Origin of the sequence: Anaerosphaera aminiphila DSM 21120 (assembly GCF_900129925.1) — a bacterium.
Classification (GTDB): domain Bacteria; phylum Bacillota; class Clostridia; order Tissierellales; family Peptoniphilaceae; genus Anaerosphaera; species Anaerosphaera aminiphila.
In genome coordinates this window covers 1-26,035 of sequence record NZ_FQXI01000007.1, presented here as the reverse complement: position 1 = coordinate 26,035, position 26,035 = coordinate 1, and the positions used below count along the sequence as shown (strand labels likewise).

Here is a 26,035-nt window from a genome sequence, read left to right as displayed (position 1 = left end):
AAAAATGAAAAGTGAAGATTATATAAAATTAGATAGTTTTTTAAAATTAGTAGGTGCCGTTCAAACTGGTGGAGAGGCAAAAATGCTAATACAAGATGGAAATGTCAAAGTAAACGGAAGTATTGAAACTAGAAGGGGAAAAAAACTCTATAAAAATGATAAAGTTGAGTTTAATGGCGAATTTTTTATAGTCGGTGAATAATGAAATTAATAGATTTAGAAATTTTTAATTTTAGAAATTATGAACACTTAAAATTTGATCCCAATGAAAATGTAAATATAATAATTGGAAAGAATGCCATGGGAAAGACAAACTTATTAGAGGCTATTTATATTGCAACACTGGGGAAGTCCTTTAAATCTGCAAAAGACAACGAACTTATAAGAATAGCTAGCCAAAGTGCAGAAATAAATTCCACAATACAAAATTTTGACTATGAAGACACTTATAAAGTTGAAATAAATTTAAATAAGAAAAATAATTTTTTTATAAATGATGAGCAATTGAACATTAAAAACTACAAGAGAGATATGGCATCAGTAATATTTACTCCAGCTGATTTAAATATTATAAAATTTGGACCAAATGACAGAAGAAAGTATTTAGACAATTTAATATCTAAAGTAGATGCAATGTATGAATACAATCTCTTAAATTATAAAAAAATTATATTTGAAAGAAATAAACTCTTAAAGAAAAATATTAACTATGACTTGTTGGAAGTTTATGATTTTCAACTTGCTCAAATAGGAGTGAGTATTTTAAGAACTAGACTTAACTATGTAAAGCAAATAGAAAAACACTCTAAAGATCACTTTATGAATCTCTCAGGTGGAGATGATTTAAAAATAACCTATCTCAGTACAATTCCGTTAAATTCAGAAGAATCTGAAATGGAAAAAATATTTTTAAAGCACTTAAAGAAGTCGCTAAAGAGAGATTTGGAGTTAAAATATACTACAGTTGGGCCCCATAGAGATGACTTGGATTTTAAAATAAAAAATTTGAGTTCAAAAATTTTCGGATCTCAAGGGGAAATACGCTCTATTGTTTTAAGTTTAAAACTTTCTGAACTGGACATATTAAGAGAAAAATTAAAAACTAATCCCATATTACTTTTAGATGACGTATTTTCTGAATTAGATAAGAGTAGGTCTAAGTATTTAATAGACAGCTTTAATGGCACTCAAATATTTATAACATCTACAGATTTAAATGAAAATATCTTTAAAAATTTAATTGGAAAGTATTTTAATATAAGTAATGGCAGAATTATAGATTATGATAGATTAGGAGAATACAATGAAAGAAAATAATAATAGACATTATGGTGCAGAGGACATTCAGGTATTAACAGGTCTTGAACCGGTTAGGAAGAGACCTGGAATGTATATAGGTTCCACAGGTTCCAAAGGACTGCATCATTTAGTTTATGAAGTAGTTGACAACTCAATAGATGAGGCTTTGGCTGGAATTTGTGACTATATATTTATAAAAATATATCAAGACGGCTCAGTTAGTATTGAAGACAATGGATCGGGGATTCCAACAGGAATACACCCTCAGACAGGTAAATCTACAGTTGAGACAGTTCTTACAATACTTCATGCCGGAGGAAAATTTGACAACAATGCATATAAAGTCTCAGGTGGACTACACGGAGTAGGTGTTTCAGTAGTAAATGCGCTTTCATCAGAGTTGATAGTAACAGTAAAAAGAGATGGTAAAGTCTATGAACAGCACTTTTCAAGGGGAATTGCAACTTCTAAGTTAGAAGTAGTGGGAAGTGTAGCTGTTGAAAATACGGGAACTAAAATATTTTTTAGACCTGATGAAGAAATTTTTGACACAGTAGATTTTGAATTTGATACTCTTTCTAAGAGATTTAGAGAAATGGCCTTTTTAAATAAGGGCATTAGAATTGAATTTAAAGATGAGAGAGTTGGAGAAAACGGAAAAGTAAGAGAAAAAGTTATGTACCACTACGAGGGAGGAATAAAGTCCTTTGTAGAGTATATAAATAAAAATAAAACTCCAATTCACGAAGAAGTTATATATATAGAAGAAGTTAGAGATGGGACTTTAGTTGAAGCAGCACTTCAATATACAGATTCCTATAGTGAAAATATATTGACCTTTGCCAATAATATAAATACAGAAGAAGGTGGAACACATCTTTCAGGATTTAGATCTGCACTTACCAGAACAATTAACGTATATGGCAGAAAGTACAATGTAATAAAAGAAAAAGAAGAAAACTTATCCAGTGAAGACGTTAGAGAAGGACTTACCGGAATAATAAGTGTAAAACTTCAAGATCCTCAATTTGAAGGACAGACAAAGGCAAAACTAGGAAACTCTGAAACTAGAGGAATAGTAGATTCTGCGGTATCAGAAGAACTATCTAACTTCTTTGAAGAAAATCCAAAAATAACAAAGACTATTTTAGATAAGGCTCTATCAGCTAGAAGAGCTAGAGAAGCAGCTAGAAAAGCAAGAGACTTAACTAGAAAGAAAAATATGCTGGAGTCTATGACTCTACCTGGAAAATTAGCTGACTGTCACAATGCTGACAATGAGACAACAGAAATTTTCATAGTTGAAGGTAACTCTGCCGGCGGTTCAGCAAAAGACGGTAGAGATTCAGAATTTCAAGCAATACTTCCACTTCGTGGTAAAATATTAAATGTTGAAAAGGCAAGACTTGACAGAATATTAAACTCTGAAGAAATAAAAAATATGATTACAGCTTTTGGAACAGGTATAGGAGAAGAATTTGACATAAATAATTTAAGGTACAACAAAATTATAATTATGACAGATGCCGACGTAGACGGTGCTCATATAATGACACTGTTGTTGACATTTTTCTACAGATATATGCCTAAGTTAATAGAAGAAGGACATGTATACGTTGCAAAACCTCCTCTATTTGGAATAATGAAGGGCACAAAAGCAGTTAGATATGCATATGATGAAAAAGAACTTCAAAGCTCTTTAACAGAACTTGGAAGAGATAAAAAGTTTTCAATTAAGAGATATAAAGGTCTTGGAGAGATGAATTCAGAAGATCTTTGGGAAACTACAATGAGTCCTGAACATAGAATACTGTTAAAAGTTGAAATTAGTGATGCCATAGAAGCAGATCAGACATTTTCAATGTTAATGGGTGCAGACGTAGAGCCAAGACGTGAATTTATTCAAGATAATGCAGTCTATGTAGAAAATATTGATGCGTAGGAGGATATAATGACAGAGTTTAATGATAGTGGAATAATTAACGTTGACTTAGAAGAGAAGATGAGAAAGTCTTATCTGGACTATTCTATGAGCGTAATAGTATCACGTGCACTTCCAGATGTAAGAGATGGTTTAAAACCGGTTCACAGAAGGATATTGTACGGAATGCAAGTATTGGGACTTTCACCCAATGGATCTTATAAAAAATCAGCAAGACTTGTTGGGGATGTAATGGGTAAGTTTCACCCTCATGGTGACTCATCTATTTATGATGCAACAGTAAGACTTGCTCAACCTTTCAGCACCAGATATCCTCTAGTAGATGGACAGGGAAACTTTGGTAATATAGATGGAGACGGCGCAGCAGCTATGCGTTATACAGAAGTTAGAATGTCAAAGTTAGCCCTTGAAATGCTAAGAGATATAAATAAAGACACAGTTGACTTTAAGCCAAACTTTGACGAAGAGGAAACTGAACCGGTAGTACTACCTGCTAGATTTCCAAATCTATTAGTAAACGGATCTTCAGGTATTGCAGTAGGTATGGCAACAAATATGGCACCTCACAACTTAAATGAAGTAATAGACGGTGTAATTGAATATATTGACAACGAAGACATTACAGTTGAAGAACTTATGAATACTATTAAAGGTCCTGATTTTCCAACAGGTGCACAGATTATGGGAAAAGAGGGAATTAAACTGGCATATAAAACTGGACGAGGAAAGATTCAAGTTCGTGCAGTAGCAGATATAGAAGAAGTAAAAAATAGGAATAGAATAGTTATTTCAGAAATTCCATACCAAGTAAATAAATCTAATTTAGTTATGAAGATGGCAGAACTTGTAAAGGAAAAAGAAATAGAGGGAATATCCTCAATAAGAGATGAGTCTACACGAAAAGGTGTAAAGATAGTAATAGATTTAAAGAGAGATGCAAATCCAAATGTAGTCTTAAATAAACTATATAAAAACACTCAAATGAAAATAACTTTTGGAATTATAAACTTAGCTCTAGTAAATGGAGTTCCAAAAGTACTTTCACTAAAAGAGCTGATATCTAACTATGTAGACCATCAAATAGAAGTAGTTACAAGAAGGACAAAATTTGAACTGGCAAAGGCAAAGGCAAGAGCTCACATAGTTGAGGGACTAAAAATTGCACTTGACAACATTGACAGAATTATAGAAATAACAAGACAGTCCAGAACAGATGAAGATGCAAAAGCTACTTTTACAGAAGAATTTGGACTATCAGATATTCAAGGTCAAGCAATTTTAGACATGAGAATCAAAAGACTTACAGGACTTGAAAGAGAAAAGCTTGATGAAGAATATGAAGAGCTGGTTAAATATATGGCAAGACTTACAGAAATTTTGGAAAATCACAGTATTTTAATGGACCTAATAAAAGAAGAGCTACTTGAAATTAAAGACAAATATGGTGATTTGAGAAGAACTGTAATTAAACCTTCAGCAGAAGAAATAGATTTAGCAGATATAATTAAAGAAGAAGATGTTATAATAACTTTAACTCAATTCGGATACATTAAGAGAATGCCGGAAGGCACATATAAACCACAAAAAAGAGGTGGAAGGGGAATATCAGCCCTTACCACTAGAGAAGAGGACTTTGTAAATGACTTATTTATAACTTCAAGTCACGATTCAATATTCTTCTTTACAAATCTTGGAAGAGTTTATAAACTTAAGGCATATGAAATTCCTGAAAGTTCAAGACAAGCAAAGGGAACTGCTATAATAAATATACTAAACTTATCAGCAGATGAAAAAGTACAATCTATAATTCCGGTAAGAAACTTTGATCCGGAACTAAAAATAGTAATGGCTACAAAACACGGAATTATTAAGAGAGTATCCTTTGATGAATTTAAAAATATTAGAAAATCAGGTATTATTGGCATGACTTTAAAGGAAAATGACAGTATAATTTCAACTAAGTTAACTACAGGAAATGAAGAATTAATACTTGTAACTAAAAAGGGCAAGAGTATAAGATTTAGCGAAAATGACGTTAGATTAACAGGAAGAACTTCGATGGGAGTTAAATCTATAGAACTTGGCAAAGACGATGAAGTTGTGGCATTTGACATAGTGCAGGATGATAAATATCTACTGGTTATCTCAGAAAAGGGATATGGAAAGATGACTTTATTAAATGAGTACAGAACTCAAACGAGAGCTGGAAAGGGAATAATAACTTATAAAGTTAAAGATAAGACCGGAGATTTAGTATCTGCAAAAGTTATAGATAAAAATGACGAAATTATGATGATAACATCAGCAGGAGTAATTATAAGAATTGAAACTGAGGGAATTTCAACAATGGGAAGATCAACTTCAGGAGTAAAACTGATGAATATTAAAGATTCAGATGTAGTTGCAGTTGCGAAATATATAGGAGATTAGTTGTAATTGAATTAGTCGAGTTTTAGGAGGTAAAAATGGCGTTTGAAATTAATTATGAGAACAAGGAAGAACTGATAATATATCCAGTAGGAGAACTTGATATCTATACTATTTCAGAATTTAAAGAAAAAGTAATGAAACTCTATGAGGAAGATAAAAAAAATATCCTCATAGATGGAGATAAACTGGAGTATATAGACTCAACAGGCCTGGGAGCTCTAATTTATATACTAAATGAAATTGAAAAAGACAATAATAAAATAGCCATTAGAAATATAACTAACAGCATAAGAAAATTATTTACAATTACAAAACTTGATAATGTTTTTGAGATGAGGTCGTAATATGGACAAAATAATTTTAACAATTCCAAATAAAGCAGAGTATATAAGTTCAGTAAGGTTACTAATATCTGGAATTATGTCAAACTATAAAATTGATATAGAAACTCTTGAAGACATAAAAATGGCAATAACAGAAGGTTTAAATATAGCATTTAAACTTCAATGCAGTGAAAATATTAACATAGAGTTGGAATTGGATAAAGAGTTAAAAATTAAAATATCTGAAATATGTGAAGAGAAAATAAATGAACTAGAAGAACTTCATCTGTCAAACACCATAATAGAGTGCCTTGTAGATGAAAGTTATTTAGACAGAGAAGTACTTTGCATGGTTAAAAAATTTTAAGGTTGATACTATGAAAAAAGAAGAATATTATAACTTGGGAAGAAAACTAACTAAAGAAGAGCGAAAAGAACTATTTAAGGAATACAAGGAAACAAATGATCCTGAGCTCAGAGATATTTTAATAGAAGAGCACCTCTATATAGCAGAAATATTGTCAAAAAAATATTCAGGTAGGGGAATAGACTATGATGATATCTATCAAGTGGCATCAATAGGACTTATTTATGCTATAGATAGATATGATTTAAGCAAGGGATATGAATTTTCTTCTTTTGCAACTCCAACGATTATAGGAGAAATTAAAAAGTACTTTAGAGATAAGGGATGGACAATTAGAGTGCCAAGGAGAATTCAGGAGCTCTCTAAGAAAATAAATGATGCAAAAGTCCACCTATCTCAAGAATACCAAAGAACTCCTACAATAAATGACATAGCCGAATATTTAGATAGTACACCTGAGGAAATATTAGAGTCTATAGAGGCAAGTAAAGTATATTCTCCTCAATCACTGGATGTAGTCTATGATTCAAATAACGATGATAAAGAAATTAATTTGTCTGACTTAATAGGCGAAGATGAGAGATACTTTGATAAAATAGAAATGAAAGATTTTTTTGAAAAGTTAATGGAAGATTTAAACGATGTGGAAAAGACAATATTATTAGACAGATACTTTAATAAAAAGACACAAGTTTCCATTGCAAAAAAATTGAACATTTCACAGATGACAGTATCTAGAATAGAAAAAAAAGTATTGGATAAGATGAAAAAAGAAATAGATAAGACAACAAAAGTCTAAATTAAAGGAAAATAAAAAAATGAAGAGAAAAGAATTTTTGTTATTTTTAAATAAAATAGTATTCTTTTTTGAAATATTAATTTCTATATCTTTGATAATAGGAATACTAATTTCAGTTCCGGATATTGTCAGGTACTATATAGTTATACTCCAAAATAATGCTGAAATAAGTAGTGGAATATTTAAGGAGTTTTTATCTCATATACTGCTCTTAGTAATAGCAATGGAGTTTGTACTGTTGATGGTTGCGCATACAGATGCCACAATAATACATTTGATTTTACTAGTTATCTCCAGAAAAATGCTAATAGAATCAGAAAGTGTTCCGGATTTATTAATAGGAGTTATTGCAATAGCTATTTTATTCGGAATTAGAAAGTATTTACTAGTTGAATCATCTGATGTGAAAATAGCCATTACGAGACACAAGGGAATATTTAGCTCAGGAACTCACGTAAATGATATAAATCAAGTCTATGAATTTGAAATAGAAGACAGGGGATTTGAAACACTGGGGGAACTTGTATTTTTTCTATTTGAAAGAGAAGGCAAGCCTATACTAGTAGGTGAAACTGTAGATGACGGAAAGTATTTTTATGAAATAAAATCTGAGGAAAATGGATCTATAAAAGATATATTGGTCTATAATATAAAATAATACTCTAGCTTAGCTAGAGTATTATTTTTTTAGTCAGCATTAAGATTTTCAATTTCAACATTCTTTAATTTATCTCTATCAAAAATATATAAACTTGCAAATGTTGCTTGCATATAGGGATTTAGTAAAATATATCCAAGATTTAAAAGAATAGATGCTAAAATTTGCCATCCAATAAAAGATAAATCCAATATAAAAATATCGTATTTTTCTCCGGAAGTCATATTGCTACTTAAACTAATTGCATCAGAGATACTCAAGTTTGGATCTTCTGCAAGTATATAATCTACAAAATAGTACTGATAGCTCTTTACAATTCCCGGAACTAGTAATAGTAAACTCCATAAAATTATATATAAGTCTCTTACAAAAAGTTTTAGTGAGATTTTTAGCCAACTTCCATCTTTAAAAGAACTAAATAAATAGGAGATTTTTGCATCACCATCATAACCATTTAAGAAAAATCTGGCTCTACCTATTCTCAATGGGTTTATTATAAAAATTCTCAAAATAAAAATCGCCATTAAAATAAACCAAAAAATTGTATTTGAAATGACAATAGATAATTTACCTGTAAATAAAAAATTATCTGCCAAGCTCTTAGGAAGGTACTTTTCTATGAAATTATACACGTTGAGATTATTGCCATTTAAATTTAAATCAAAGGTTGTATTATTTTCAGGTGACTTAAATTTTTCGTCGTAATTTTCCACATATTTACTATTATTTTCATCAATACTTGAAATATTTCTATTAACTACGTTTTTAGTATTGTCTAAAATAGAATTTCCATTAAGTATGTTTACAAAAATTGCAAATATTAAACAGACGATAACAGCCTTAAATAGTGAAAATTTTAAAAATCTTTTTGCGTTGTTCTTTAATTCTTCTCTAGTCCACATATAAACTCCTTTAAATTTTATAAAATTATTATAACATTAATTGACTATTTTAAAAACAAGAAAACGTTTTTTACTTTACAAAGAATATATAAGTAAATATAATTTTAGTATAGAGTAAAAAATTGGAGCAAGTGAAAATGTCAAAGTTAAATGAAAGAGTAAAAAGTGAAAATTTAGAAGTGGAAAAATTTTGGGTCTATGTGGTTTTAATGTTAGTAAGCGGTTTTTATGGAGCCTTTACTTATACCATAAGAGGTGGAGTATTTTCAAATGCTCAAACTGCAAATTTTGTATTAATGGCAATAGCATTTGGAAATAAACAGTGGGCACATGCTTTATACTTTGTAATTCCAATAAGTGCCTATTTATTTGGAATTACAATATCGGAAGTCATATATGATCCAATGAGAAAGTTAAAAATATTGCGTTGGGAGACAGTGTTAATATTTATTGAAATAGTTGTGGTGACAATTTTGGGATTTTTACCAGAAAGTGCTCCCTTTCAAATATCTCAAATTGCAATAAATTTTATTTGTTCAATGCAGTTTAACACCTTTAGACAGACTAGAGAAATTTCTGTTTCTACAACATTTTGTACAAATCATCTAAAGGGAATGGGAAACAGTATTGTAAAATTTTATAGAGATGGAAAAAGTAAAGATAAAAAAGAGATTACTGTTCACTTTACAATGATTTTAGTCTTTGTAATAGGGGCAATAATCTCTACAGTACTTTGCAATAAATACCTTGGAAGAGCTATTTTAATTACTTTAATTCCACTTGGTGTTATATTTTTAAAATTTCTCTATGCCGATTTAAAAAAGGAGAGAGATAAATTTGATATAGTTCCACGTGGCCATTAAAATATTAAATTAAGCCCTATCCCCAGTGCTGCACCAAGGGCTATTAACTTAAACATACTCACTTTTTTTATGTAGAGTATAAGTCCAATGACGAAGGTTGTAATTACTATAAAGTTAATACTTTCAAATCCACTTGGAAATACGCTAGTCCTTATTAAATTAATAGCAGATATTAGTATTAGCGATACAATTCCAGCTTTTAGCCCATTTAAAATCCAATCTAGTACTTTAAATTTTTTGTTTTTTGAAAATAAGAAGTATCCAAATATCATCATTATAATAAATTGAGGAGTTAAAATACCTGCAGTTGCAACTATAGCTCCAATAAAACCACTTACCCTTTGACCTACAAATGTTGCTGAATTTATGGCAATTGGGCCTGGGGTCATTTGAGAAATTGAAATTAAATCTAAAAACTCAGACATTGAAAGCCAATTATTTCCCACAACTACATATTTTTCTATTAGGGGAATTGTGGCATATCCTCCGCCGAAGGCAAGTGAGCCTATTTTAAAAAAAGTTAGATAGAGCTCTATTAGTATATTACTCAATTTCCTTCCTCCTATCTGTTACGTAAAATACACATATGCCAAGAATTGCAGAGCATAGTAGAAGAGGAGCTGTACTAATATTTACAAAAAATCCCAAGACAAAAACTAAAATCATTATTGCAGATGAAAAAATAGGATAGTTTTTATAGGCAGCTTTTCCCATATTAAAGACAGTAACTAAAAGCACAGCACATACAACACCACTAATTCCATCAAGTGCAGACTTTATAAAAAAATTTGTCTTAAATTGTGTATAGAACACAGATACTATAGATAGTATCAAGAGACATGGCAGAGCCGAGGCTATTAAACAAGTTATAGCACCAATAGGACCCCTTAACTTATAGCCTGTGAGTATGGAAGTTGAAACAGCCATAGCACCCGGGCCACTTTGAGCCAGTGCCACTAAGTTTGTCATCTCATCGTCGTCTATTAATTTTAATTCATTTACAAAGACGTCCTTTACTATTGGAACGATTGTATAGCCTCCGCCAAAAGTTACTGCACTAATTTTAAAAAACGTAAAAAACAGCTTTGCTAGAGATACTTTTTTCATTTAAATCACCAATTTAATTATAGCACAAGAGGCTGGAATAGTAGAAAATTAAAGAAATTTGTGCCATAATTATATAGAGGTGATATTTCTATGAATAGAGTGGGAATAGTAGGTATTGGAAATATGGGCGGAGCAATAGCCCATGGACTTATAAACAATAAAGAAGAAATAATAGTTTCTGATGGAAGTGCAGAAAAATTAAGTGAATACAAGAGCTTTTCCAATGTTCAAATAGCAAAAGACAATATAGATTTGGTAGAGAAGTCTAAAATAATTATCTTGGCTGTAAAACCAAATTTATATAAAACTGTAATAGACGAAATAAAAAATGAATTTAGTGAAGATAAGATTTTAATATCCATAGCACCTGGATTTACTATAGAAAAATTAGAAAATTTACTGCCAAATAGAAAAATAGCAATGATAATGCCAAATACACCTGCATTGGTCTACGAGTCAATGTCGGCAATTTGTCCAAATACACTTTTAACAGAAGGAGAAATAGAAGAAGTAAAGAAAATATTCAACTTAATAGGAAAAGTTGCAATACTAGAAGAAGAGTACTTTCCTGCTTTTTCAGGAACTTGTGGATGTCTTCCTGCATATGTCTATATGTTTATAGAAGCTGCAGCTGATGGGGCGGTTTTAAATGGAATGAAGAGATTTGATGCATATGAGTTTATAGCTCAAAGTGTATTGGGCTCAGCTAAAATGGTACTTGAAACTAAAAAACATCCAGGAGAATTAAAAGACATGGTAACTTCTCCGGGAGGCACTACTATTGAAGGGCTTAAAGTGTTGGAGGAAAAAGGATTTAGAGGTTCTATTATTGATGCAATAAATGCAACAGTTGAGAAATCTAAGAATATGTAAATTGAAAGGGGATTTTAAAATGAAAGATTTACTTATTTTTTTAGCAGATGGATTTGAGGAAATAGAGGCGTTAACTGTTTGTGATTACTTAAGACGTGCAGAATTAGAAGTCGAACTTATAAGTATTACAGATAGTAAAAAAGTAAGGGGAACTCATGGTATTACAGTTTTAGCAGATAAGACCTTTGATGAAATGAACATTGAAGACTATAGAGCTGTATATATTCCTGGTGGACTTCCCGGAGCTACAAATTTAGCTGCTGAAAACAGAGTTTTAGAGTTGGTAAAAGTTTTTGACAATGAAGAAAAGTTAGTAGTGGCAATATGCGCAGGTCCAATAGTACTGGACAAGGCAGAAATTTTAAAAGAGGGAAAATTCACTTGTTTCCCTGGATATGAAGTAAATTTAAAACAAAAGGGAAGAGTTGACGAGCCTGTAGTAATTGACAAAAACATAGTAACTTCAATGGGACCATCTTTTGCTCAAGTACTTGCCTTTGAATTAATCAGCATCTTAAAAGATGAAGACACTTCAAATAAAGTTAAGAGCAGTGTTCTATTTACTAACTTAGTTGACTTTATTAAAGAAGGTAAAGTTAAATAATTACTATGTGAGATGTAAAAAATTTGGTATAATTTATAAAAAGTATTTAGATAGTCTAAATATTAAAAATAAATTTTACTTTATTTTAAAAGAGATTTTCATAATAAGAAATAATTATCCATGAAATCAAATAATGACAGTAGATTTTGTTCACTCCCCATTGTTATGGAAAATTTTTGTATAAAATTTATAACAGAATTAAAGATTTTTATTAGGTATCTGTTATAGTTTTCAACAAAGTCCTTTAGCCTTTAGAAAACCTGAAAGCGTTTCAAGGGTGTAAGGGGAGAGAGTTTGAGAGAGGGCATGAGGGAAAATCGCAATTCCCTTCGCCCTCTCTCAAGTATTTAAAAATCTTTATAAAATAAAATTTATTTAATGAAAAATATTTTCTAGGAGGGATTATGAGTAAAAAATTTAAGGATTACATGCTTATAGGTTCAATGTTATTTGGACTTTTCTTTGGTGCCGGAAACTTAATATTTCCAGTATTTTTAGGTCAAGAGGCAGGTTCAAAATTAATTTTGGCAATGATTGGATTTTTAATTGCAGCAGTGGGACTTCCAATACTTGGAACTGTGGCAATGGGAATATCAGGTTCTGAGGGATTAATTGAACTGTCCAGTAAAGTAGGTAAAAAATTTGGAGTGTTTTTTACAGTGGCACTCTATTTGACAATAGGTCCATTTTTTGCTCTCCCTAGAACTGCAACAGTGGCATATGAAGTGGGACTTAAATCTTTTATAAGTCCGGAAAATACAAAGCTGGTTTTATTTTTATTTACTGCAATATATTTTATAGTGGCCTTTTTATTTTCAAGAAAGCCCTCAAAAATAATGGTGTGGGTTGGAAAAGTATTAAATCCAATATTTTTGGTGCTGTTGTCAATTTTAATTATAAAGTCCTTTATTTCTCCAATGGGAAATGTATTTGAGCAACCTGCCGGAGAACTTTATGTTACAAACTCCTTTAGCCAAGGATTTATAGGTGGCTATAATACAATGGACGCATTGGCATCACTGGCATTTTCTATAATAGTTATAAATTCAATTAAAAACTTAGGTGTAAATGAGCCATCGGAAATTGCAAAGTATACGCTAAAATCAGGGATAGTAACCCTTGTTTTAATGTCTTTAATTTACGGTTCACTAATATTTATGGGAGCCTCTAGTTTGGGACAAATGCCAGTAGCAGAAAATGGTGGAGTGGCTTTAAATCAAATAGCAAGTTACTATTTTGGAGTTCCGGGACAAATACTGCTTTCAATAATAGCTACGGTGGCCTGTCTTAAAACGGCAATAGGACTTATAACAGCTTGTTCAGAGACATTTAATAAAATGTATCCGAAAATAAGTTACTTTGGATTTATATGTATAATAACAGGATTTAGTTTTTTAGTGTCAAATGTGGGTTTAAATATGCTATTGGATTTATCTATGCCAGTGCTTGTATTTCTCTATCCTCTTGCAATCGTCTTAATAGCCCTTATATTTGTATCAAGGGTATTTAAGGAAGATCTAGTTGTCTGGAGAATTACACTTCTATTTACAGGCATTGTGAGCTTTGTAGATGCACTTAAATCTTGCCCTGAAGCAATTTCTAATAACAGCGCTGTTTTATTTTTAACTAATGGCTATGACAATATAATACCCTTTGCAAAAGCGGGATTCGGGTGGATTTCAATAGCAATTATAGGATTTATAGTTGGAATTATAGTAAGTAAAAAAGTGAAAATTGCAAAATAATTAAAAAAATAATAGCTACTATAGAACTTTAATTAGTCTTATAGTAGCTATTTTGTTTTTATAAATAAATCTCCTTTAAATTAAAATATTTCATCATTTTCTATTAGAAAGGTATCATAACCTTCCTTATAATAAATTCCTTCATCTTCAGGGAAGTAAAAAGGCTTAAATATGAAAAAGTACGAAGCTATAAATAATATAAAAAATAATATACAAATAAAAATATTAATATATTTTGATTTACTTTTATAGTTACAATTTAAAACAATTTTAAATCTTTGCTTTATATCATAAAAATTACTAGTATTTATTAAGTAGGAGGCAACCTCTACTTTATAAGTTTCAAATTTATTTACATCATTTCTTAATACTTTTGCAATACTTTTCAAATAGTCTTTTTTTTCTAAATTTGTCATATGTTTGGTAGTTCTTAAATCACACTGTACTTCTAAAATATTATCAAAATCTTTAGCAAAAATATGAATAAAAGGGTTCCACCAAAATATATTTTTAAAAATTTGCATAAATATTTTTTTTATAATATCCTTTCCAAGAAAATGATTTAATTCATGAAAAATTATAAAGTGAAGCTCTTCATTGGTAAAATTTATATTTGGCAAATATATAGTGGGATTATTAATACCTACAATCATTGGTGAATTAATATTTTCCGTTTGAACAATATTTATTTTCTTGCCAATATTTTGAGATTTTATAATCTCGCCTAGTACAGTTTCATTATTTTTATTCCAAATATTTTTATATGTGTTTAATATTTTTTTAAATTTTATAAAATTTAAAATATCACAGATGGTTAAAATTAATATTCCCACAACCCATATTAATATAATAATATTATACATTCTTAAATTTAAACTATTAAGTGAAAATTCATAAGTTATAAAATTATAAAATATAGGGTAAATTTTTTCTGAATTAATTATTATTGCATTTTTAAAGTCAAAACTAAAAATAACACGAATTATTGCCAATAATATTAAAAATAAAATAGAATAGACATTAAAATTTGAAATAAATTTATCACGTTTTCTAAAAAAATTAATAATTAATATAAAAATATTAAACCATATAACAGACATAATAAAAGAAAAAACATTAATATCCAATTTAAAACTCCTTATTTTAACAAGTCCTCTAAGTCATCAATTTCTTCGCTAGTTATTTTATCAGTTTTCACTAAAAAAGAAAGAAATTTTTTAATAGAAGAATCACTTGGATTTAAAGCAGTTGCTTCATTTTTAAGCTTGTTAAAATCATAGTCATCTTTTTTAATAAGCGGCAAGTAAGTTCTCCCAAAGCCCTTGCCAGTTTTTACAATTTCATTGGCATAGATGGCCTTTTTATCCAGTAGCTGATTTAAAAGAATGTGAATAGAACTTTCTTTCCATGTTTTATTTTCTGTTAAATTTATTATTTCTGAACGAGTTAACGGTCTATCTTCACGCCACATAGTTTGTAGTATTTGCTCTTCATTTTCCGATAATTCTATGTGTTTATCATTCATAAATACTCCCCCTTCAATATTATATATAAGTATAGTATTTAAAGGAAATTAAAGCAATAAAAAAAGAGTTGACATCATATATAACAAATGGCATTATGTAAACATAACACTAAATTAAATATTAAAATAGTGTTAGTCTTATTTTAGGAGATGTTTTAAATGTTAGAAATTTTTGCAGTAGTTTCTGGAATATCAACTGTAGTATTTATTGGAATATTAATAGTATTTTTTTCTATAACAGGTAGATTTAAAAATTTAAGTGTTCTATTTTTTACAATTGACATCATATGGTTTTTAATTATTTTAATTACAAGTGAAGAATTAAGTATAAGTTCTTTTAGGGATGTAGGATATATGTTTTTGACAAGTATTGCATTCTATATAGGATGTGTAAAAGTAAAAAGTGTATAAATTAGGCTGAAATAGCGTGAAGCTAAGAATTTTAAGTTTTAAATATTTTATAAATTAATTTAAAATAAAAGGGAAATTTTAAAAATAGTTTTGTTACATATTTCTTATATAAGTATTCAGGAGAATAATAAATGAATAAAAATAACAATATTTTTGATGATTTAGATGAGTTTATTATACAGTTTTTAAAAGGGTTAGTTGCAGGATTTATAGCAACAATAATAATACCCAATCCTCTTGTAGGTATTATTGTTTTTGTCTTAGTATTCTCCTCAGGAAAAGACTAAGATTTTTAGGTAAATTTAAAAATAAGGAGAAACATAATAATGATAAATATTAATAAAAAACTACTTATACTCTTTATGCTGGCATTTGTTATATTAGTATCACTTGATTTAATATATTATCTAAACGTAATAGATGAAAATATAGTACTGTTTTTAAAAATATCTTGTGTATATATTACTGCTTGCATATTTGTATTAAGTGGTAAAAAAAGAATAATAGCCATTACATTTTATATTGCTTATCTTCTCTTATACATGCACTTAGAAGGGAAAAATGAAGTAAATTATTTTTTAGAAAAAGCATATTTTGGAGTCTCGGGAATGGCATCTTGGACTATGCTTATAAAATATATTAAAGAATTTGAATAGTAGTTTTAAAATTTGGAGGTAATATGAATAAAAATTTAATAAAAAACACGATACTATTTATTATATTTTTCCCGTTGGGAGTAATGGCTTATTATTTGACGACAATGTATTTCCCAAAGATATTTATATTAAATAATATGCAGATTAGAGGTTTAGTTGCTCCGTGGATAATTATTTTAGCCGCTATAATAATAGATTTAATAAAAAAACATAATAGTGAATTATATTTATCTTTTAGTAAAACACCTTTTGTTATGTTGAGAAATTTTTTTGTAGGATATTTACTGGGAAGTTCTATTTTAACATTTTTTAAATAGTTTTAAATTGAAAATAAGGAAGGTTATTAAAATGGAAAAATATTCAAAAGAAATATTTTTCTTGGTTATTTAGGTGGAATTGCTTTTATAAATATTATAAGTTTAATTTTTAGTAAGTGAATTACGTAGATATTAACATAGGTGAAATTTATAAATTAAATTACAATATATGACTAATTTAAAGATAAGGAGGTTATTAAAATGTTATTGGAATTCTGGGACTTTTATAGAGAAAACTTTGCTCTTGTTACAGGTTCTGTATTATTAATTATATGTATTTCTAAAATAATTGTAGCTCAAATTAAAGGAGAGCAGATAATTACTAAGGGAAGCTTAATTTATTGGACTATTTCATATATTATTATAATTTTAATAACCTTTATATTTATATTGTTTTGATGTAGTAGTTTGGTACATAGAAATATTGAAAGTGTATTATGTTGCTAAATAAAATATTGACATTAAATTTTACTCACTCGCTAAACTTTATTTTTTGAGCGTTTTAAGGGTGTAGCAGTAAATTCTATCCACTCGCTAATGCTCGTGGAGAATTCTTGCATAAAATCTATGACGAAATTGGAAATTTCTATAGATTGTTAAAGGGGAGGGAGTTTGAGGGAGGGCCATGAGGGAAAATCGCAATTCCCTTTGCCCTCCCTCAAAAATGTATTAAAATGACTTTTAGAGAAAAATAAATGCTTCTTTATATTTTAGCTAGACTAAACTAAATTATTTTAATTTTTATTAATTCTCAAATAATAAAATTGACAAAATAAAAGAGTAGCAGTGAATTTCAACCAATCGAACTTCGTTCTCTTGGGAAATTCTTGCATAAAATCTATGACGAAATCGTAGATTTCTATAGATTGTTAAATTGTAGCTCAAATTAGAGGAGAGCAGATAATTACTAAAGCTAGCTTAATTTATTGGACAATTTCATATATTATTATAATTTTAATAACCTTTATATTATTGTGATTTAAAAGTTTGGTAAGGAGAAATATTTAAAAGATAAAAAAGAATATGTATTAAAAAAGGAACTTCCTAATATTATAGAAAGTTCCTTTTTTATTTATTTAGTCTTAACTTCAGTATTTTCTGTTGTATCAGCGGTTTCTTCAACAGCTGGAATCGGTTCAACTACTATATTGTCTGTTGGGTCCAGAACTTCTATAAAGGTTCTGCCTGGAAGAAGTGTTATTTCCTCTCCTGAAAGTGTTTTAAAGATAGTTCTTGAGCTTTCAGAGTCTTTTTCCCAAGTGATGTCTATTATTTTTCCATTTGTAATTAATTTTCCCTCACCATTTCCAATATTTTCTATAGTTAAAGTGGCATTTGGTCCTGAAACGTAAGATTTTGCAAATTGAACTATAATATTATCTGCCATTACATTTGAAGAGTCTCTCTCGTCAATTAGAGGTTCGCTATCTCTTATGGCAAGGTAGGAGTTGGTTTCAGGATTATATTCAAATGTGGTGTTGTAGTGTTTAAAAAAGTCCAGTGATATTTTAGTGGCCTCTACCGCTCCCATTTGTGCATTGATTTTTTCAAGGTCTTTACTGTGGTCAAACTCAAAAGATTTTACAGTTGTAGGTTCATCTAAGTAGCCAAGTTGAGAGGCCTTTTCATGCATTAATTCATAGCTTGTATATCCGTCGTGAGGTCTTTTTTTATTTACGTCTTTATTTCTATAATATGTTATCCCCTCAAGTGCAATTCCATCAAGGTTTTTAACTCCAACTTTCGGTATTTGAGCATATCCCGCTTCTGAGCCGCCCCAGTGGGCATATATTGCATTATATTCTGCAGCTGTATTTACAAAGTAAGGTCTTGCAGATCTAACAGGTCCAAGTACATCTACTTTATTTTTCATAAAGAGTGTCAGGTATCTGGTGTATTCGCCCTCAGCTTTAAATTCATATATAACTTCTGCATCATTTAACCCTGATTGAGGTCTGGCATCTGGGTGATTATCCAGCATTACTGCAAATACAGGTTCCTCTTTAATATCTTCTGTAGTTTCTTCTCCGCTAAGTGGTGCATAGTAAGAAATTTTTTCAACTTCTGTTGTAGAATTTTCACTAGGATTCTTTTGACCTGAACAGCCACAAAGTAAAATAGAAAGCAGTGAAACTAAAATTATCTTTTTTTTCATTTAATCTTCTCCGTATGTAATATTTTTAAGAAATGGAGATGATGGTCTCCACTATAAATAGTTTAAGTATATTGGGAAGAAAAATCAACATTATTTATTTATGGGAGAAACCTCTTTTAACATAAGTAGATTATGATATAATTATTTATAAATGAATGTAGTATAGTTTAATAAAGAGGTGTGTCATGAGTTTATCAAGAGAAGAGATGTTTAAAATTGATAGAAACGCTACAGAAGTACATAAGATAAGGCCAATAATCTTAATGGAAAATGCAGCTCTGGGTATTTTTAATGAGATAAATAAATATGACTCCTACACAGTAATTTGTGGCGAGGGGAATAATGGTGGAGATGGAGTTGCTGTTGCAAGACATCTTTTATTAAATGGAAGAGAAGTTGACACATTCGTAGTTGGAGATGCTAAAAGTGAAGAGTTAAGGGAAAACTTAGAAATACTTGAAACTTTAACTACTAATATTTTTAAGATAAAGAATGTAGAGGATATTGAAAAATTAATAGATTCTCTGGAAGTAAATGAAGTGAGTTTGGACTGTATTTTTGGAATAGGCCTTAGCAGAAAAGTAGAGGGGCTTTTTAAAGAGGTTGTAAAGGCAATAAATGAACACTCCAATTATACGATTTCCATAGATATTCCCTCAGGAATTGATGCAAATACGGGAGAAGTACTTGGTGAGGCAGTGTTTGCAAATGAGACTATGACTATTTATGAAGAAAAAGACGGAATGGTAGACAATGTAATTTGTGGAAAGATAACTAATATATACTTAGGTGCGCCGAAAATATGAAAAAAAGAAGATTAAAATTAAATGAAAAACGAAATATAAATTTGACTGAAGGCTCTATAATGAGGGGAATTATATACTTTGCAATTCCACTCTTACTGTCAAACTTTCTGCAACAGCTATACAACACAGCGGATTTAATGATAGTTGGTACATTTGCAGGTAAAAATCCAATGGCAGCAGTTGGAGCCACAGGTCCTGTCTCAAACCTTTTAATAGGTTTGTTTGTAGGGCTTACAACAGGGGCTTCTGTTGTAATATCGCAGCTCTTTGGGTCAGGGGATAGAAGAAATTTAAATGACTCCATTCACACCGCCTACGCCATTGCAATTGTAGGTGGAATTATATTGTCCGTAGTGGGATATTTTGTATCGCCTATTTTGCTGGGAATGTTAAATACTCCCGTAGAGATAATGGACGATGCAGTTGCATATATGAGAATATTTTTTATTGGTGTAATTCCACTTTTAATTTACAATATGGGCGCCAGTATTTTAAGGTCAGTTGGAGACTCTAAAAGACCTTTTAACTTTTTACTTGTAAGTGCAGCTATAAATATAGTTTTGGACTTAGTATTTGTAAAGACACTAAAGATGTCAGTTGTGGGAGCAGGCTGGGCTACTTTTATAGCTCAATTTGTAGCTGCCGGACTTGTGACATACAGTCTTATGAAGTCTGACAACATATTTAGGTTAAAGTTAAAAGACATTAAATTTTATAGTGGTAGCTTAAGGGCAATTTTTAAAATAGGTATTCCATCGGGAATTCAAGGTTCAGTAATTTCACTGTCAAATGTGTTAATTCAGTCAAAGATAAATATATTCGGCTCTGATGCAATTGCAGGACTTGCCGCAGAGAGTAGAATAGATGGTTTTATATTTATGTCTCTACAGGCAATAGCCCTTGCGGCAACTACATTTGCAGGACAAAACTTTGGAGCGAAGAAGTACAGCAGAATAAAAGACGGTTTAAAAGTTTCAATAGCACTTGTAGTTGGAACTGCAATAGTGCTTCCAGCAATATCTGTAATTTTTGCAGAGGAGCTAATTGGAATATTTAACAAGGATCCACAAGTTATAGAGTACGGTGTGAAGTGTCTGTACTACTTGGCTTTGGGATATTTTATATTTGGAATAAGCGAGGTCTACGGCGGCTTTATAAGAGCTTCAGGAAAAGCCATGGGACCTATGGTAATTTCTATAATTTCAATGTGCGGACTTAGAATATTGTGGATATACACTGCACTTGAAGCTTGGCCAAGAATAGAGATAATATACCTTTCATATCCTATTTCCTGGACAGTAACTTGTATACTAATGGCTCTGTACTACTACTTTGGAAAGTGGAGACCTGATATAGAAACAAATAAGCTCAAAGGCAAAACAGAAAGTTAAATTAAAGACATCACCTTGTATTGAAGTTGTTGGAAGTCAATATAAGGTGATTTTTAAATAAGATAGGAAGTATATTTAAGACTATAGTAGTTTATATCTTGAAAAATATTCCTATTTATTATATTATTGTTTCTAACAATCAAAAATAAGTACATATTATTTATTGTCACTTTAAAATACTGAGATTTATATATTTTTTCAGTAAAACTGTTACAAATAAAAAAAATAATAGTATATTATAGTAGGGAGTGTTCTAATGATTTACAGTGAAAGACTTATCATAAAAAAAATGACACTTCAAGATGTATATAAATTTAAAAATTGGGAAAGTCATGAGAGTCCACTTTTTAGCGACTATAATTTTGACGAAGATAGTGATAGAGAAATAGAAGAGTGGTTTTTGTGGAAGACGTCAAATCCCAGAAATATTTACTTCACTATTTTTTTAAAGGAAGTTCCTATAGGCTATATTAGCTTTAAAAATGTAAACAAGAGAAAGAAAAGTGCAGTTCTTGGAATAGTAATAGAATCAGGGAAAGTCGAAAAGGGATTTGGAAAAGAGGTCCTATATAGAATGCTCAATTACTATTTTTATGAGTGGAAATTTGAAAAATTGTACTTAGATGTTGCAAGGTTCAATATAAGGGCAATTTCTCTCTATGAAAAAATGGGGTTTAAAAAGTATTCCTCCAGAATACAACTCTACCAAAACAGAGAATTTGATTTAAATGAAGAAAAATATAGAGATTTGAGAAATAAATTTAAAATAATACTGGGAAACAAGTTTTTTTATGTAGATAAAATGGTTTTGTATAGAAATACTTTCGATGGGGTGGTAAAATGTATTTCAAACTTCAAAAATTAAGCATGGATTTAGGTGACACACCGATTGAAAATATTTTTATAAATGATTATATGCCCGGTGCTGACGGCAATTTTGTCAAAGTATATTTAATGAGTTATAAACTGGCCAGAGAGTCTGGAGGCGTTAGAAGTTTTGATTTTCACTTAGTTGCAGATTTACTGGGACTAATTGAATCAGACGTGCTAAGAGCTTGGGACTACTGGGAAAAAGTGGGCATAATATTAAAAGAATATGAAGAAGACGGAAGTTTTAATATAGTTTTTTTAAATTTAAAAGAACTGTATATTCAAAATATCTATTCTGCTCCAAAAATAGAAGAGAGAATAGACCAAAATTCAATATTAGACGATTCTAAAATTGCAGATTTACTCTCAAAGGCTGAATACTACTTGAGAGGACAAATTTCAGTGGCGAAGAAACAAGATATTGCATCTTGGAGAGATACTTACAATATGCCTGTAGAGCTTATTGAAGAGGCATTTTGGTATGCTACGGAAATAAAAAAAGTAAATAAACTTTCATATATAGAGGCAATAGTTAGAAACTGGTCTGAAAATAACATTAGGACAATGGAAGACATACAAAAAAGTTATTTTGAGTACGATGAAAAGTACTACAGATTCTTAAAAGTTAAAGACAGAATAGGAATTTCAAATAAGTCATTTAACAACACTGACTTTGAACTTGTGAACAACTGGTTTGACAAGTATGAAATGAACATGGACTTAGTAATGGCAGCCTGTGATAAATGTGTAAATATAAACAATCCAAACTTGGGATATGTAAATAAAATACTGCTTAACTGGAATGAAAAGGGCATAAAGTCAGTTGATGACATAGAAGTTCTGGACAAGAGAGAAAAGAAAGTTAAAAAGACAAAATTTCACAATTTTAAACAATTAAGTGACGAGTATCCGGAAGAGTATTTGGAAGACCTTGCCAGAAAGAAAAGAGAGGCCCTCTTTAAAAACTTAAGAGAAGACGAAACTGAAAATAGATAAGAATTAAAATTGGGATGATGAAAATGAAGGATATGTTTAGAAAAATTGAAAGAGAATATGAGCTTCAAAGAGACAAAAATCGAAGAGAAATGGAAAGTCGAAAAGAAGAAGTCTATTCAAGCGTACCTGAGATAAAAAACATAGATCAGTGTACTTCAACACTTGGATTTGATGCTCTAAAAAGTCAAATAAAAAGTCCTTCTCTAGATGAACTTAGAAAAATAAACGAGGACATATACGCCCTTCGGGGCGAGAAAGAAAAGCTTCTTCTTGAAAACGGGTATAGTAGAAATTATTTAGATGACATATATAATTGCGAGGACTGCAAAGACACAGGAGTTTTAGAAGACGGATCAAGGTGTCACTGTATGCAAGCTAAAATTGCAAGAGAGTTGTACTCAATAAGCAATATGAGCTATACACTGACAAAAGAAAATTTTAACACATTTGACCTTGGAATATTTTCCACTGAAATATATAAAAGTGAGGGAATTTCTCCAAGAGAAAATATGGAAATGATTCTAATGCTCTCCAGAAAATTTGTAAAGACATTTTACGAAAAAAATGATATGAACCTATTATTTTACGGAGCAACGGGACAGGGCAAAACTTTTATGTTAAACTGTATAGCAAAAGAATTATTGGACAGAAATGTGGCAGTGATTTATCAGACAGCTTTCAATACAATTGAGCTGGTAGAAGATAGAAAATTTAGAAGAAACGAAGTGAATTCAGTTAAATATAGTTTATTATTTGACTGCGAGCTATTAATAATTGACGATTTGGGAATTGAATTTACAAATTCTTTTTCAGCATCGGAGATTTTTAATATAGTAAACACTAGAATACTAAGGGGAAAGAAGACACTAATCTCTACAAATTTATCACCAAATGAGCTTACACAAAAGTACACAGATAGAGTGTTTTCAAGAGTATTTCAAAAATTTGAACCAATTAAATTTTTTGGCGAAGATTTAAGATTAAAAATTAATTCATAAGAGGTGGAAGATATGATGAATATATCACAGAGAATAAAAGAAGTACCCTATTCAGCTATAAGAAAGTTAACTCCATATGCGGAAAAAGCAAAAGCAGATGGTAAAAAAGTTTACCACTTAAATATAGGCGCCCCAGATACTAAGACACCTAATGAATTTTTCGATGCTATAAGAAACACTAATTTAAAAACATTAGACTATGCTCCGTCAAAGGGAATGAAATCACTTATGGAGCAAACTTGTAAATACTATAGAGACAGGGGAGCGGATTTTGACCCTGAAAGTGAAATTATTATAACTACAGGAGCTAGTGAAGCTCTGGTATTTTCAATAGTTGCAGTTTCAGAATTGGGACAAAAAATACTGACTTGTAATCCCTTTTACTCCAATTACTACACTATATTTAGACAGTGCGGCATAAATCCCGTTACATTTGACACAACAGTAGAAACGGGATATAGACTTCCAAACTATGAGACAATTAGAGATTCAGTTACCGAAGACACTGCTGCAATACTTCTTTCTAACCCGTCTAATCCAACGGGTGCAGTTTATACAGAAGAAGAACTTAGAAGAGTAGTTAGAGTTGCAAAGGAAAAAGATTTATTTATAATTGCAGATGAAGTTTATAGAGAATTTATCTTTGATGGAAAAGACTTTATGTCCTTTGCAGAAATAGAGGGAATTGAAGATAGATTAATCTTGCTTGATTCAGTTTCAAAGAGATTTGGAGCATGTGGAGCAAGAATTGGAGCTATACTTTGTAAAAACAAAGCTCTGATGACAGAAATTATTAAACTTGCAACAGGAAGACTTGCTGTTTCAACAATAGATCAAATAGGAGCAGCAGAACTTTACAATGTAGATAAAAGTTATTTTGAAGAAGTAAATGCAGAGTACCAAAAGAGAAGAGACTGTATATACGAAGAACTTAAAAAAATAGATGGAGTAAAGGTCTATAAACCTGAGGGAGCATTTTATATAATGCCGGACCTTCCAATAAAAGATGCGGAAGACTTTGCAATGTGGATGCTTACAGATTTTGATGACAATGGAGAAACAGTTATGATTGCACCTGGAGATGGATTTTATCACGATTCAAACGTGGGTAAAAGTCAAGTTAGGCTTGCATATGTAATAAATAGAGACGATTTAAAGAGAGCTATAGAAATTTTAGGCAAGGGACTTGAAAAATATAGACAATTGACAAATCAATAGAGGTGTACAGCTTGAAAAAGGAACATTTGCAAAAGATATTTATAGGCCTTGCCGTAATACTAATAGCATTACAGTTTGTCTATAGAGAAATAAAGTGGAAAACTGGAGTTTACAATGAATATATTAGAATAGCAGAGTATGTAGTAATAGCTCTGGTTATGATAGTTGGAATATTTTTTGTAAGAGCTGAAGATAAAAGATTAGTAAAGGGACTGCTTATAATTTATGCAGCATTAATATTGTTGTTCTTTTTATTTAAATTTAAAAATTTAGTATAGGACTTGAATTTACAAATACACTCTTAAAGTTAGTTTAAACTAATTTTGAGGGTGTATTTTTTATGTTTAGATTTTATTTTTTAAATTTAATCTTAATAATTCTTGAGGGAAGGCAAAGGGAACCTAAGATTTTTCCTCATAGCCCTCCCTCAAACTCCCACCCATTTAACAATCTATAGAAATTTCTAATTTCGTCATAGATTTTATGCAAGAATTCTCCACAAGCATTAGCGAGTGGATAGAATTTACTGTACACCCTTGAAACGCTTAAAAACAAGATTTAAGTGACTGAGATCCAATTAATCTATAGAAATATTTGATTTTGTTGGTTCATTGTCAAATGTTGGGGTAGGTTTTTTCCTACCTCAATTTTTATTATAATTTTTTGTTTAAATTAACTGCAACACCACAAAATCCTCTTCTTAAAGGTCTCAAAATTACGATATCCATAAGATACTCGTTTAATCACTTTGATTTTATTGTTAAATCCTTCCGTTCTTCC

General features: G+C 30.2%; 31 protein-coding genes. 24 read left to right on the top strand and 7 right to left on the bottom strand.

Annotation, left to right across the window (positions count from 1 at the left end; all coding sequences use genetic code 11):
• Positions 1-4 precede the first annotated feature (4 nt).
• From yaaA to BUB47_RS05640, 8 genes are read left to right on the top strand one after another with little or no spacing between them, the layout of a single operon-like run.
• A complete protein-coding gene (gene yaaA, locus BUB47_RS05675) occupies positions 5-202 on the top strand; it encodes a S4 domain-containing protein YaaA (protein WP_073184602.1) in 198 nt (65 codons plus the stop codon).
• Positions 202-1,317, top strand: a complete 1,116-nt coding sequence (gene recF, locus BUB47_RS05670) for a DNA replication/repair protein RecF (protein ID WP_073184600.1) — start codon at positions 202-204, stop codon at positions 1,315-1,317. Before yaaA ends, recF begins: the two co-directional genes overlap by 1 nt.
• Positions 1,304-3,241 carry a DNA topoisomerase (ATP-hydrolyzing) subunit B gene (gyrB, locus tag BUB47_RS05665; protein WP_073184599.1) on the top strand — a complete coding sequence of 646 codons (1,938 nt, stop codon included), beginning with the start codon at positions 1,304-1,306 and terminating at the stop codon, positions 3,239-3,241. The genes recF and gyrB overlap by 14 nt, the downstream gene beginning before the upstream one ends.
• Before the next feature lie 9 nt (positions 3,242-3,250).
• The gene (gyrA, locus tag BUB47_RS05660) at positions 3,251-5,671 is read left to right on the top strand and encodes a DNA gyrase subunit A (protein ID WP_073184597.1); all 2,421 of its coding nucleotides are present in this window, start codon (positions 3,251-3,253) and stop codon (positions 5,669-5,671) included.
• A gap of 35 nt (positions 5,672-5,706) precedes the next feature.
• Positions 5,707-6,015: an STAS domain-containing protein gene (locus tag BUB47_RS05655; RefSeq protein WP_073184595.1), complete on the top strand. Its 309-nt coding sequence runs from the start codon at positions 5,707-5,709 to the stop codon at positions 6,013-6,015.
• Between the two features lies 1 nt (position 6,016).
• Entirely contained in the window at positions 6,017-6,361 is a 345-nt protein-coding gene (locus BUB47_RS05650; protein WP_073184593.1) for an ATP-binding protein, read from the top strand.
• Positions 6,362-6,371: 10 nt separating this feature from the next.
• Positions 6,372-7,160 carry a SigB/SigF/SigG family RNA polymerase sigma factor gene (locus tag BUB47_RS05645; RefSeq protein WP_073184591.1) on the top strand — a complete coding sequence of 263 codons (789 nt, stop codon included), beginning with the start codon at positions 6,372-6,374 and terminating at the stop codon, positions 7,158-7,160.
• A 19-nt stretch (positions 7,161-7,179) separates the two neighbouring features.
• On the top strand, positions 7,180-7,818 hold the full coding sequence (locus tag BUB47_RS05640) for a hypothetical protein (protein WP_073184590.1): 639 nt from the start codon (positions 7,180-7,182) through the stop codon (positions 7,816-7,818).
• A 29-nt stretch (positions 7,819-7,847) separates the two neighbouring features.
• Here the strand turns inward: BUB47_RS05640 and BUB47_RS05635 are convergent, their stop codons facing one another.
• Positions 7,848-8,720, bottom strand: coding sequence for a DUF975 family protein (locus BUB47_RS05635; RefSeq protein ID WP_073184588.1), 873 nt, complete (start codon positions 8,718-8,720; stop codon positions 7,848-7,850).
• Between the two features lie 137 nt (positions 8,721-8,857).
• Here BUB47_RS05635 and BUB47_RS05630 point away from each other — a divergent pair, with 137 nt between their 5' ends.
• Positions 8,858-9,583, top strand: coding sequence for a YoaK family protein (locus BUB47_RS05630; protein WP_073184586.1), 726 nt, complete (start codon positions 8,858-8,860; stop codon positions 9,581-9,583).
• Here the strand turns inward: BUB47_RS05630 and BUB47_RS05625 are convergent.
• Both BUB47_RS05625 and BUB47_RS05620 read right to left on the bottom strand, forming a co-directional pair.
• On the bottom strand, positions 9,580-10,125 hold the full coding sequence (locus BUB47_RS05625; RefSeq protein WP_073184713.1) for a chromate transporter: 546 nt from the start codon (positions 10,123-10,125) through the stop codon (positions 9,580-9,582). The two genes, BUB47_RS05630 and BUB47_RS05625, sit on opposite strands and share 4 nt — an antisense overlap.
• Before the next feature lies 1 nt (position 10,126).
• On the bottom strand, positions 10,127-10,690 hold the full coding sequence (locus BUB47_RS05620; protein ID WP_073184584.1) for a chromate transporter: 564 nt from the start codon (positions 10,688-10,690) through the stop codon (positions 10,127-10,129).
• A gap of 90 nt (positions 10,691-10,780) precedes the next feature.
• Here BUB47_RS05620 and proC point away from each other — a divergent pair, with 90 nt between their 5' ends.
• From proC to brnQ, 3 genes are all read left to right on the top strand, one after another.
• Entirely contained in the window at positions 10,781-11,563 is a 783-nt protein-coding gene (gene proC / locus BUB47_RS05615) for a pyrroline-5-carboxylate reductase (protein WP_073184583.1), read from the top strand.
• Positions 11,564-11,582: 19 nt separating this feature from the next.
• Positions 11,583-12,167, top strand: a complete 585-nt coding sequence (locus BUB47_RS05610; RefSeq protein ID WP_073184581.1) for a DJ-1 family glyoxalase III — start codon at positions 11,583-11,585, stop codon at positions 12,165-12,167.
• Between the two features lie 404 nt (positions 12,168-12,571).
• Entirely contained in the window at positions 12,572-13,912 is a 1,341-nt protein-coding gene (brnQ, locus tag BUB47_RS05605) for a branched-chain amino acid transport system II carrier protein (RefSeq protein WP_073184579.1), read from the top strand.
• Positions 13,913-13,992: 80 nt separating this feature from the next.
• Here the strand turns inward: brnQ and BUB47_RS05600 are convergent, their stop codons facing one another.
• Entirely contained in the window at positions 13,993-15,039 is a 1,047-nt protein-coding gene (locus BUB47_RS05600; protein ID WP_073184578.1) for a M56 family metallopeptidase, read from the bottom strand.
• 11 nt (positions 15,040-15,050) lie between these two features.
• Positions 15,051-15,437, bottom strand: a complete 387-nt coding sequence (locus tag BUB47_RS05595) for a BlaI/MecI/CopY family transcriptional regulator (RefSeq protein ID WP_073184576.1) — start codon at positions 15,435-15,437, stop codon at positions 15,051-15,053.
• Positions 15,438-15,596: 159 nt separating this feature from the next.
• On the opposite strand from BUB47_RS05595, the gene BUB47_RS05590 reads away from it, so the two are divergent.
• From BUB47_RS05590 to BUB47_RS05575, 5 genes are all read left to right on the top strand, one after another.
• Entirely contained in the window at positions 15,597-15,848 is a 252-nt protein-coding gene (locus tag BUB47_RS05590) for a hypothetical protein (RefSeq protein ID WP_073184574.1), read from the top strand.
• 131 nt (positions 15,849-15,979) lie between these two features.
• Positions 15,980-16,135 carry a hypothetical protein gene (locus BUB47_RS09985; protein ID WP_159430537.1) on the top strand — a complete coding sequence of 52 codons (156 nt, stop codon included), beginning with the start codon at positions 15,980-15,982 and terminating at the stop codon, positions 16,133-16,135.
• Positions 16,136-16,174: 39 nt separating this feature from the next.
• Positions 16,175-16,504: a hypothetical protein gene (locus BUB47_RS05585; protein WP_073184573.1), complete on the top strand. Its 330-nt coding sequence runs from the start codon at positions 16,175-16,177 to the stop codon at positions 16,502-16,504.
• 23 nt (positions 16,505-16,527) lie between these two features.
• On the top strand, positions 16,528-16,821 hold the full coding sequence (locus BUB47_RS05580; protein WP_073184571.1) for a hypothetical protein: 294 nt from the start codon (positions 16,528-16,530) through the stop codon (positions 16,819-16,821).
• 201 nt (positions 16,822-17,022) lie between these two features.
• Positions 17,023-17,220 (top strand): hypothetical protein, encoded by a 198-nt coding sequence (locus BUB47_RS05575; RefSeq protein ID WP_073184569.1) that lies wholly within the window; start codon positions 17,023-17,025, stop codon positions 17,218-17,220.
• A 673-nt stretch (positions 17,221-17,893) separates the two neighbouring features.
• Here the strand turns inward: BUB47_RS05575 and BUB47_RS05570 are convergent.
• Complete coding sequence (locus BUB47_RS05570) at positions 17,894-18,976, bottom strand: DUF3048 domain-containing protein (protein ID WP_073184567.1); 1,083 nt, start codon at positions 18,974-18,976, stop codon at positions 17,894-17,896.
• A 185-nt stretch (positions 18,977-19,161) separates the two neighbouring features.
• Here BUB47_RS05570 and BUB47_RS05565 point away from each other — a divergent pair, with 185 nt between their 5' ends.
• From BUB47_RS05565 to BUB47_RS05535, 7 genes are all read left to right on the top strand, one after another.
• Positions 19,162-19,782, top strand: coding sequence for an NAD(P)H-hydrate epimerase (locus BUB47_RS05565; RefSeq protein WP_073184565.1), 621 nt, complete (start codon positions 19,162-19,164; stop codon positions 19,780-19,782).
• Complete coding sequence (locus tag BUB47_RS05560; RefSeq protein ID WP_073184563.1) at positions 19,779-21,173, top strand: MATE family efflux transporter; 1,395 nt, start codon at positions 19,779-19,781, stop codon at positions 21,171-21,173. Before BUB47_RS05565 ends, BUB47_RS05560 begins: the two co-directional genes overlap by 4 nt.
• Before the next feature lie 256 nt (positions 21,174-21,429).
• Entirely contained in the window at positions 21,430-22,038 is a 609-nt protein-coding gene (locus tag BUB47_RS05555; RefSeq protein ID WP_073184561.1) for a GNAT family N-acetyltransferase, read from the top strand.
• Entirely contained in the window at positions 22,014-23,039 is a 1,026-nt protein-coding gene (locus BUB47_RS05550) for a DnaD domain protein (RefSeq protein ID WP_073184559.1), read from the top strand. The genes BUB47_RS05555 and BUB47_RS05550 overlap by 25 nt, the downstream gene beginning before the upstream one ends.
• A 23-nt stretch (positions 23,040-23,062) precedes the next feature.
• Positions 23,063-24,037 (top strand): ATP-binding protein, encoded by a 975-nt coding sequence (locus BUB47_RS05545; protein WP_073184558.1) that lies wholly within the window; start codon positions 23,063-23,065, stop codon positions 24,035-24,037.
• Positions 24,038-24,049: 12 nt separating this feature from the next.
• The gene (locus tag BUB47_RS05540) at positions 24,050-25,255 is read left to right on the top strand and encodes a pyridoxal phosphate-dependent aminotransferase (protein WP_327021295.1); all 1,206 of its coding nucleotides are present in this window, start codon (positions 24,050-24,052) and stop codon (positions 25,253-25,255) included.
• Between the two features lie 11 nt (positions 25,256-25,266).
• Entirely contained in the window at positions 25,267-25,533 is a 267-nt protein-coding gene (locus BUB47_RS05535; protein ID WP_073184556.1) for a hypothetical protein, read from the top strand.
• 394 nt (positions 25,534-25,927) lie between these two features.
• Here BUB47_RS05535 and BUB47_RS05530 read toward each other — a convergent pair.
• On the bottom strand, positions 25,928-26,035 hold a 108-nt coding region (locus tag BUB47_RS05530), incomplete at its 5' end, for a transposase (protein WP_143270613.1).

Bases quoted from the DNA above. Each gene is read 5' to 3' on its own strand.
- yaaA (WP_073184602.1), top strand. From the start codon at position 5: ATGAAAAGTGAAGATTATATAAAATTAGATAGTTTTTTAAAATTAGTA.
- recF (WP_073184600.1), top strand. From the start codon at position 202: ATGAAATTAATAGATTTAGAAATTTTTAATTTTAGAAATTATGAACAC.
- gyrB (WP_073184599.1), top strand. From the start codon at position 1,304: ATGAAAGAAAATAATAATAGACATTATGGTGCAGAGGACATTCAGGTA.
- gyrA (WP_073184597.1), top strand. From the start codon at position 3,251: ATGACAGAGTTTAATGATAGTGGAATAATTAACGTTGACTTAGAAGAG.
- BUB47_RS05655 (WP_073184595.1), top strand. From the start codon at position 5,707: ATGGCGTTTGAAATTAATTATGAGAACAAGGAAGAACTGATAATATAT.
- BUB47_RS05650 (WP_073184593.1), top strand. From the start codon at position 6,017: ATGGACAAAATAATTTTAACAATTCCAAATAAAGCAGAGTATATAAGT.
- BUB47_RS05645 (WP_073184591.1), top strand. From the start codon at position 6,372: ATGAAAAAAGAAGAATATTATAACTTGGGAAGAAAACTAACTAAAGAA.
- BUB47_RS05640 (WP_073184590.1), top strand. From the start codon at position 7,180: ATGAAGAGAAAAGAATTTTTGTTATTTTTAAATAAAATAGTATTCTTT.
- BUB47_RS05635 (WP_073184588.1), bottom strand. From the start codon at position 8,720: ATGTGGACTAGAGAAGAATTAAAGAACAACGCAAAAAGATTTTTAAAA.
- BUB47_RS05630 (WP_073184586.1), top strand. From the start codon at position 8,858: ATGTCAAAGTTAAATGAAAGAGTAAAAAGTGAAAATTTAGAAGTGGAA.
- BUB47_RS05620 (WP_073184584.1), bottom strand. From the start codon at position 10,690: ATGAAAAAAGTATCTCTAGCAAAGCTGTTTTTTACGTTTTTTAAAATT.
- proC (WP_073184583.1), top strand. From the start codon at position 10,781: ATGAATAGAGTGGGAATAGTAGGTATTGGAAATATGGGCGGAGCAATA.
- BUB47_RS05610 (WP_073184581.1), top strand. From the start codon at position 11,583: ATGAAAGATTTACTTATTTTTTTAGCAGATGGATTTGAGGAAATAGAG.
- brnQ (WP_073184579.1), top strand. From the start codon at position 12,572: ATGAGTAAAAAATTTAAGGATTACATGCTTATAGGTTCAATGTTATTT.
- BUB47_RS05595 (WP_073184576.1), bottom strand. From the start codon at position 15,437: ATGAATGATAAACACATAGAATTATCGGAAAATGAAGAGCAAATACTA.
- BUB47_RS05590 (WP_073184574.1), top strand. From the start codon at position 15,597: ATGTTAGAAATTTTTGCAGTAGTTTCTGGAATATCAACTGTAGTATTT.
- BUB47_RS09985 (WP_159430537.1), top strand. From the start codon at position 15,980: ATGAATAAAAATAACAATATTTTTGATGATTTAGATGAGTTTATTATA.
- BUB47_RS05585 (WP_073184573.1), top strand. From the start codon at position 16,175: ATGATAAATATTAATAAAAAACTACTTATACTCTTTATGCTGGCATTT.
- BUB47_RS05580 (WP_073184571.1), top strand. From the start codon at position 16,528: ATGAATAAAAATTTAATAAAAAACACGATACTATTTATTATATTTTTC.
- BUB47_RS05575 (WP_073184569.1), top strand. From the start codon at position 17,023: ATGTTATTGGAATTCTGGGACTTTTATAGAGAAAACTTTGCTCTTGTT.
- BUB47_RS05570 (WP_073184567.1), bottom strand. From the start codon at position 18,976: ATGAAAAAAAAGATAATTTTAGTTTCACTGCTTTCTATTTTACTTTGT.
- BUB47_RS05565 (WP_073184565.1), top strand. From the start codon at position 19,162: ATGAGTTTATCAAGAGAAGAGATGTTTAAAATTGATAGAAACGCTACA.
- BUB47_RS05560 (WP_073184563.1), top strand. From the start codon at position 19,779: ATGAAAAAAAGAAGATTAAAATTAAATGAAAAACGAAATATAAATTTG.
- BUB47_RS05555 (WP_073184561.1), top strand. From the start codon at position 21,430: ATGATTTACAGTGAAAGACTTATCATAAAAAAAATGACACTTCAAGAT.
- BUB47_RS05550 (WP_073184559.1), top strand. From the start codon at position 22,014: ATGTATTTCAAACTTCAAAAATTAAGCATGGATTTAGGTGACACACCG.
- BUB47_RS05545 (WP_073184558.1), top strand. From the start codon at position 23,063: ATGAAGGATATGTTTAGAAAAATTGAAAGAGAATATGAGCTTCAAAGA.
- BUB47_RS05540 (WP_327021295.1), top strand. From the start codon at position 24,050: ATGATGAATATATCACAGAGAATAAAAGAAGTACCCTATTCAGCTATA.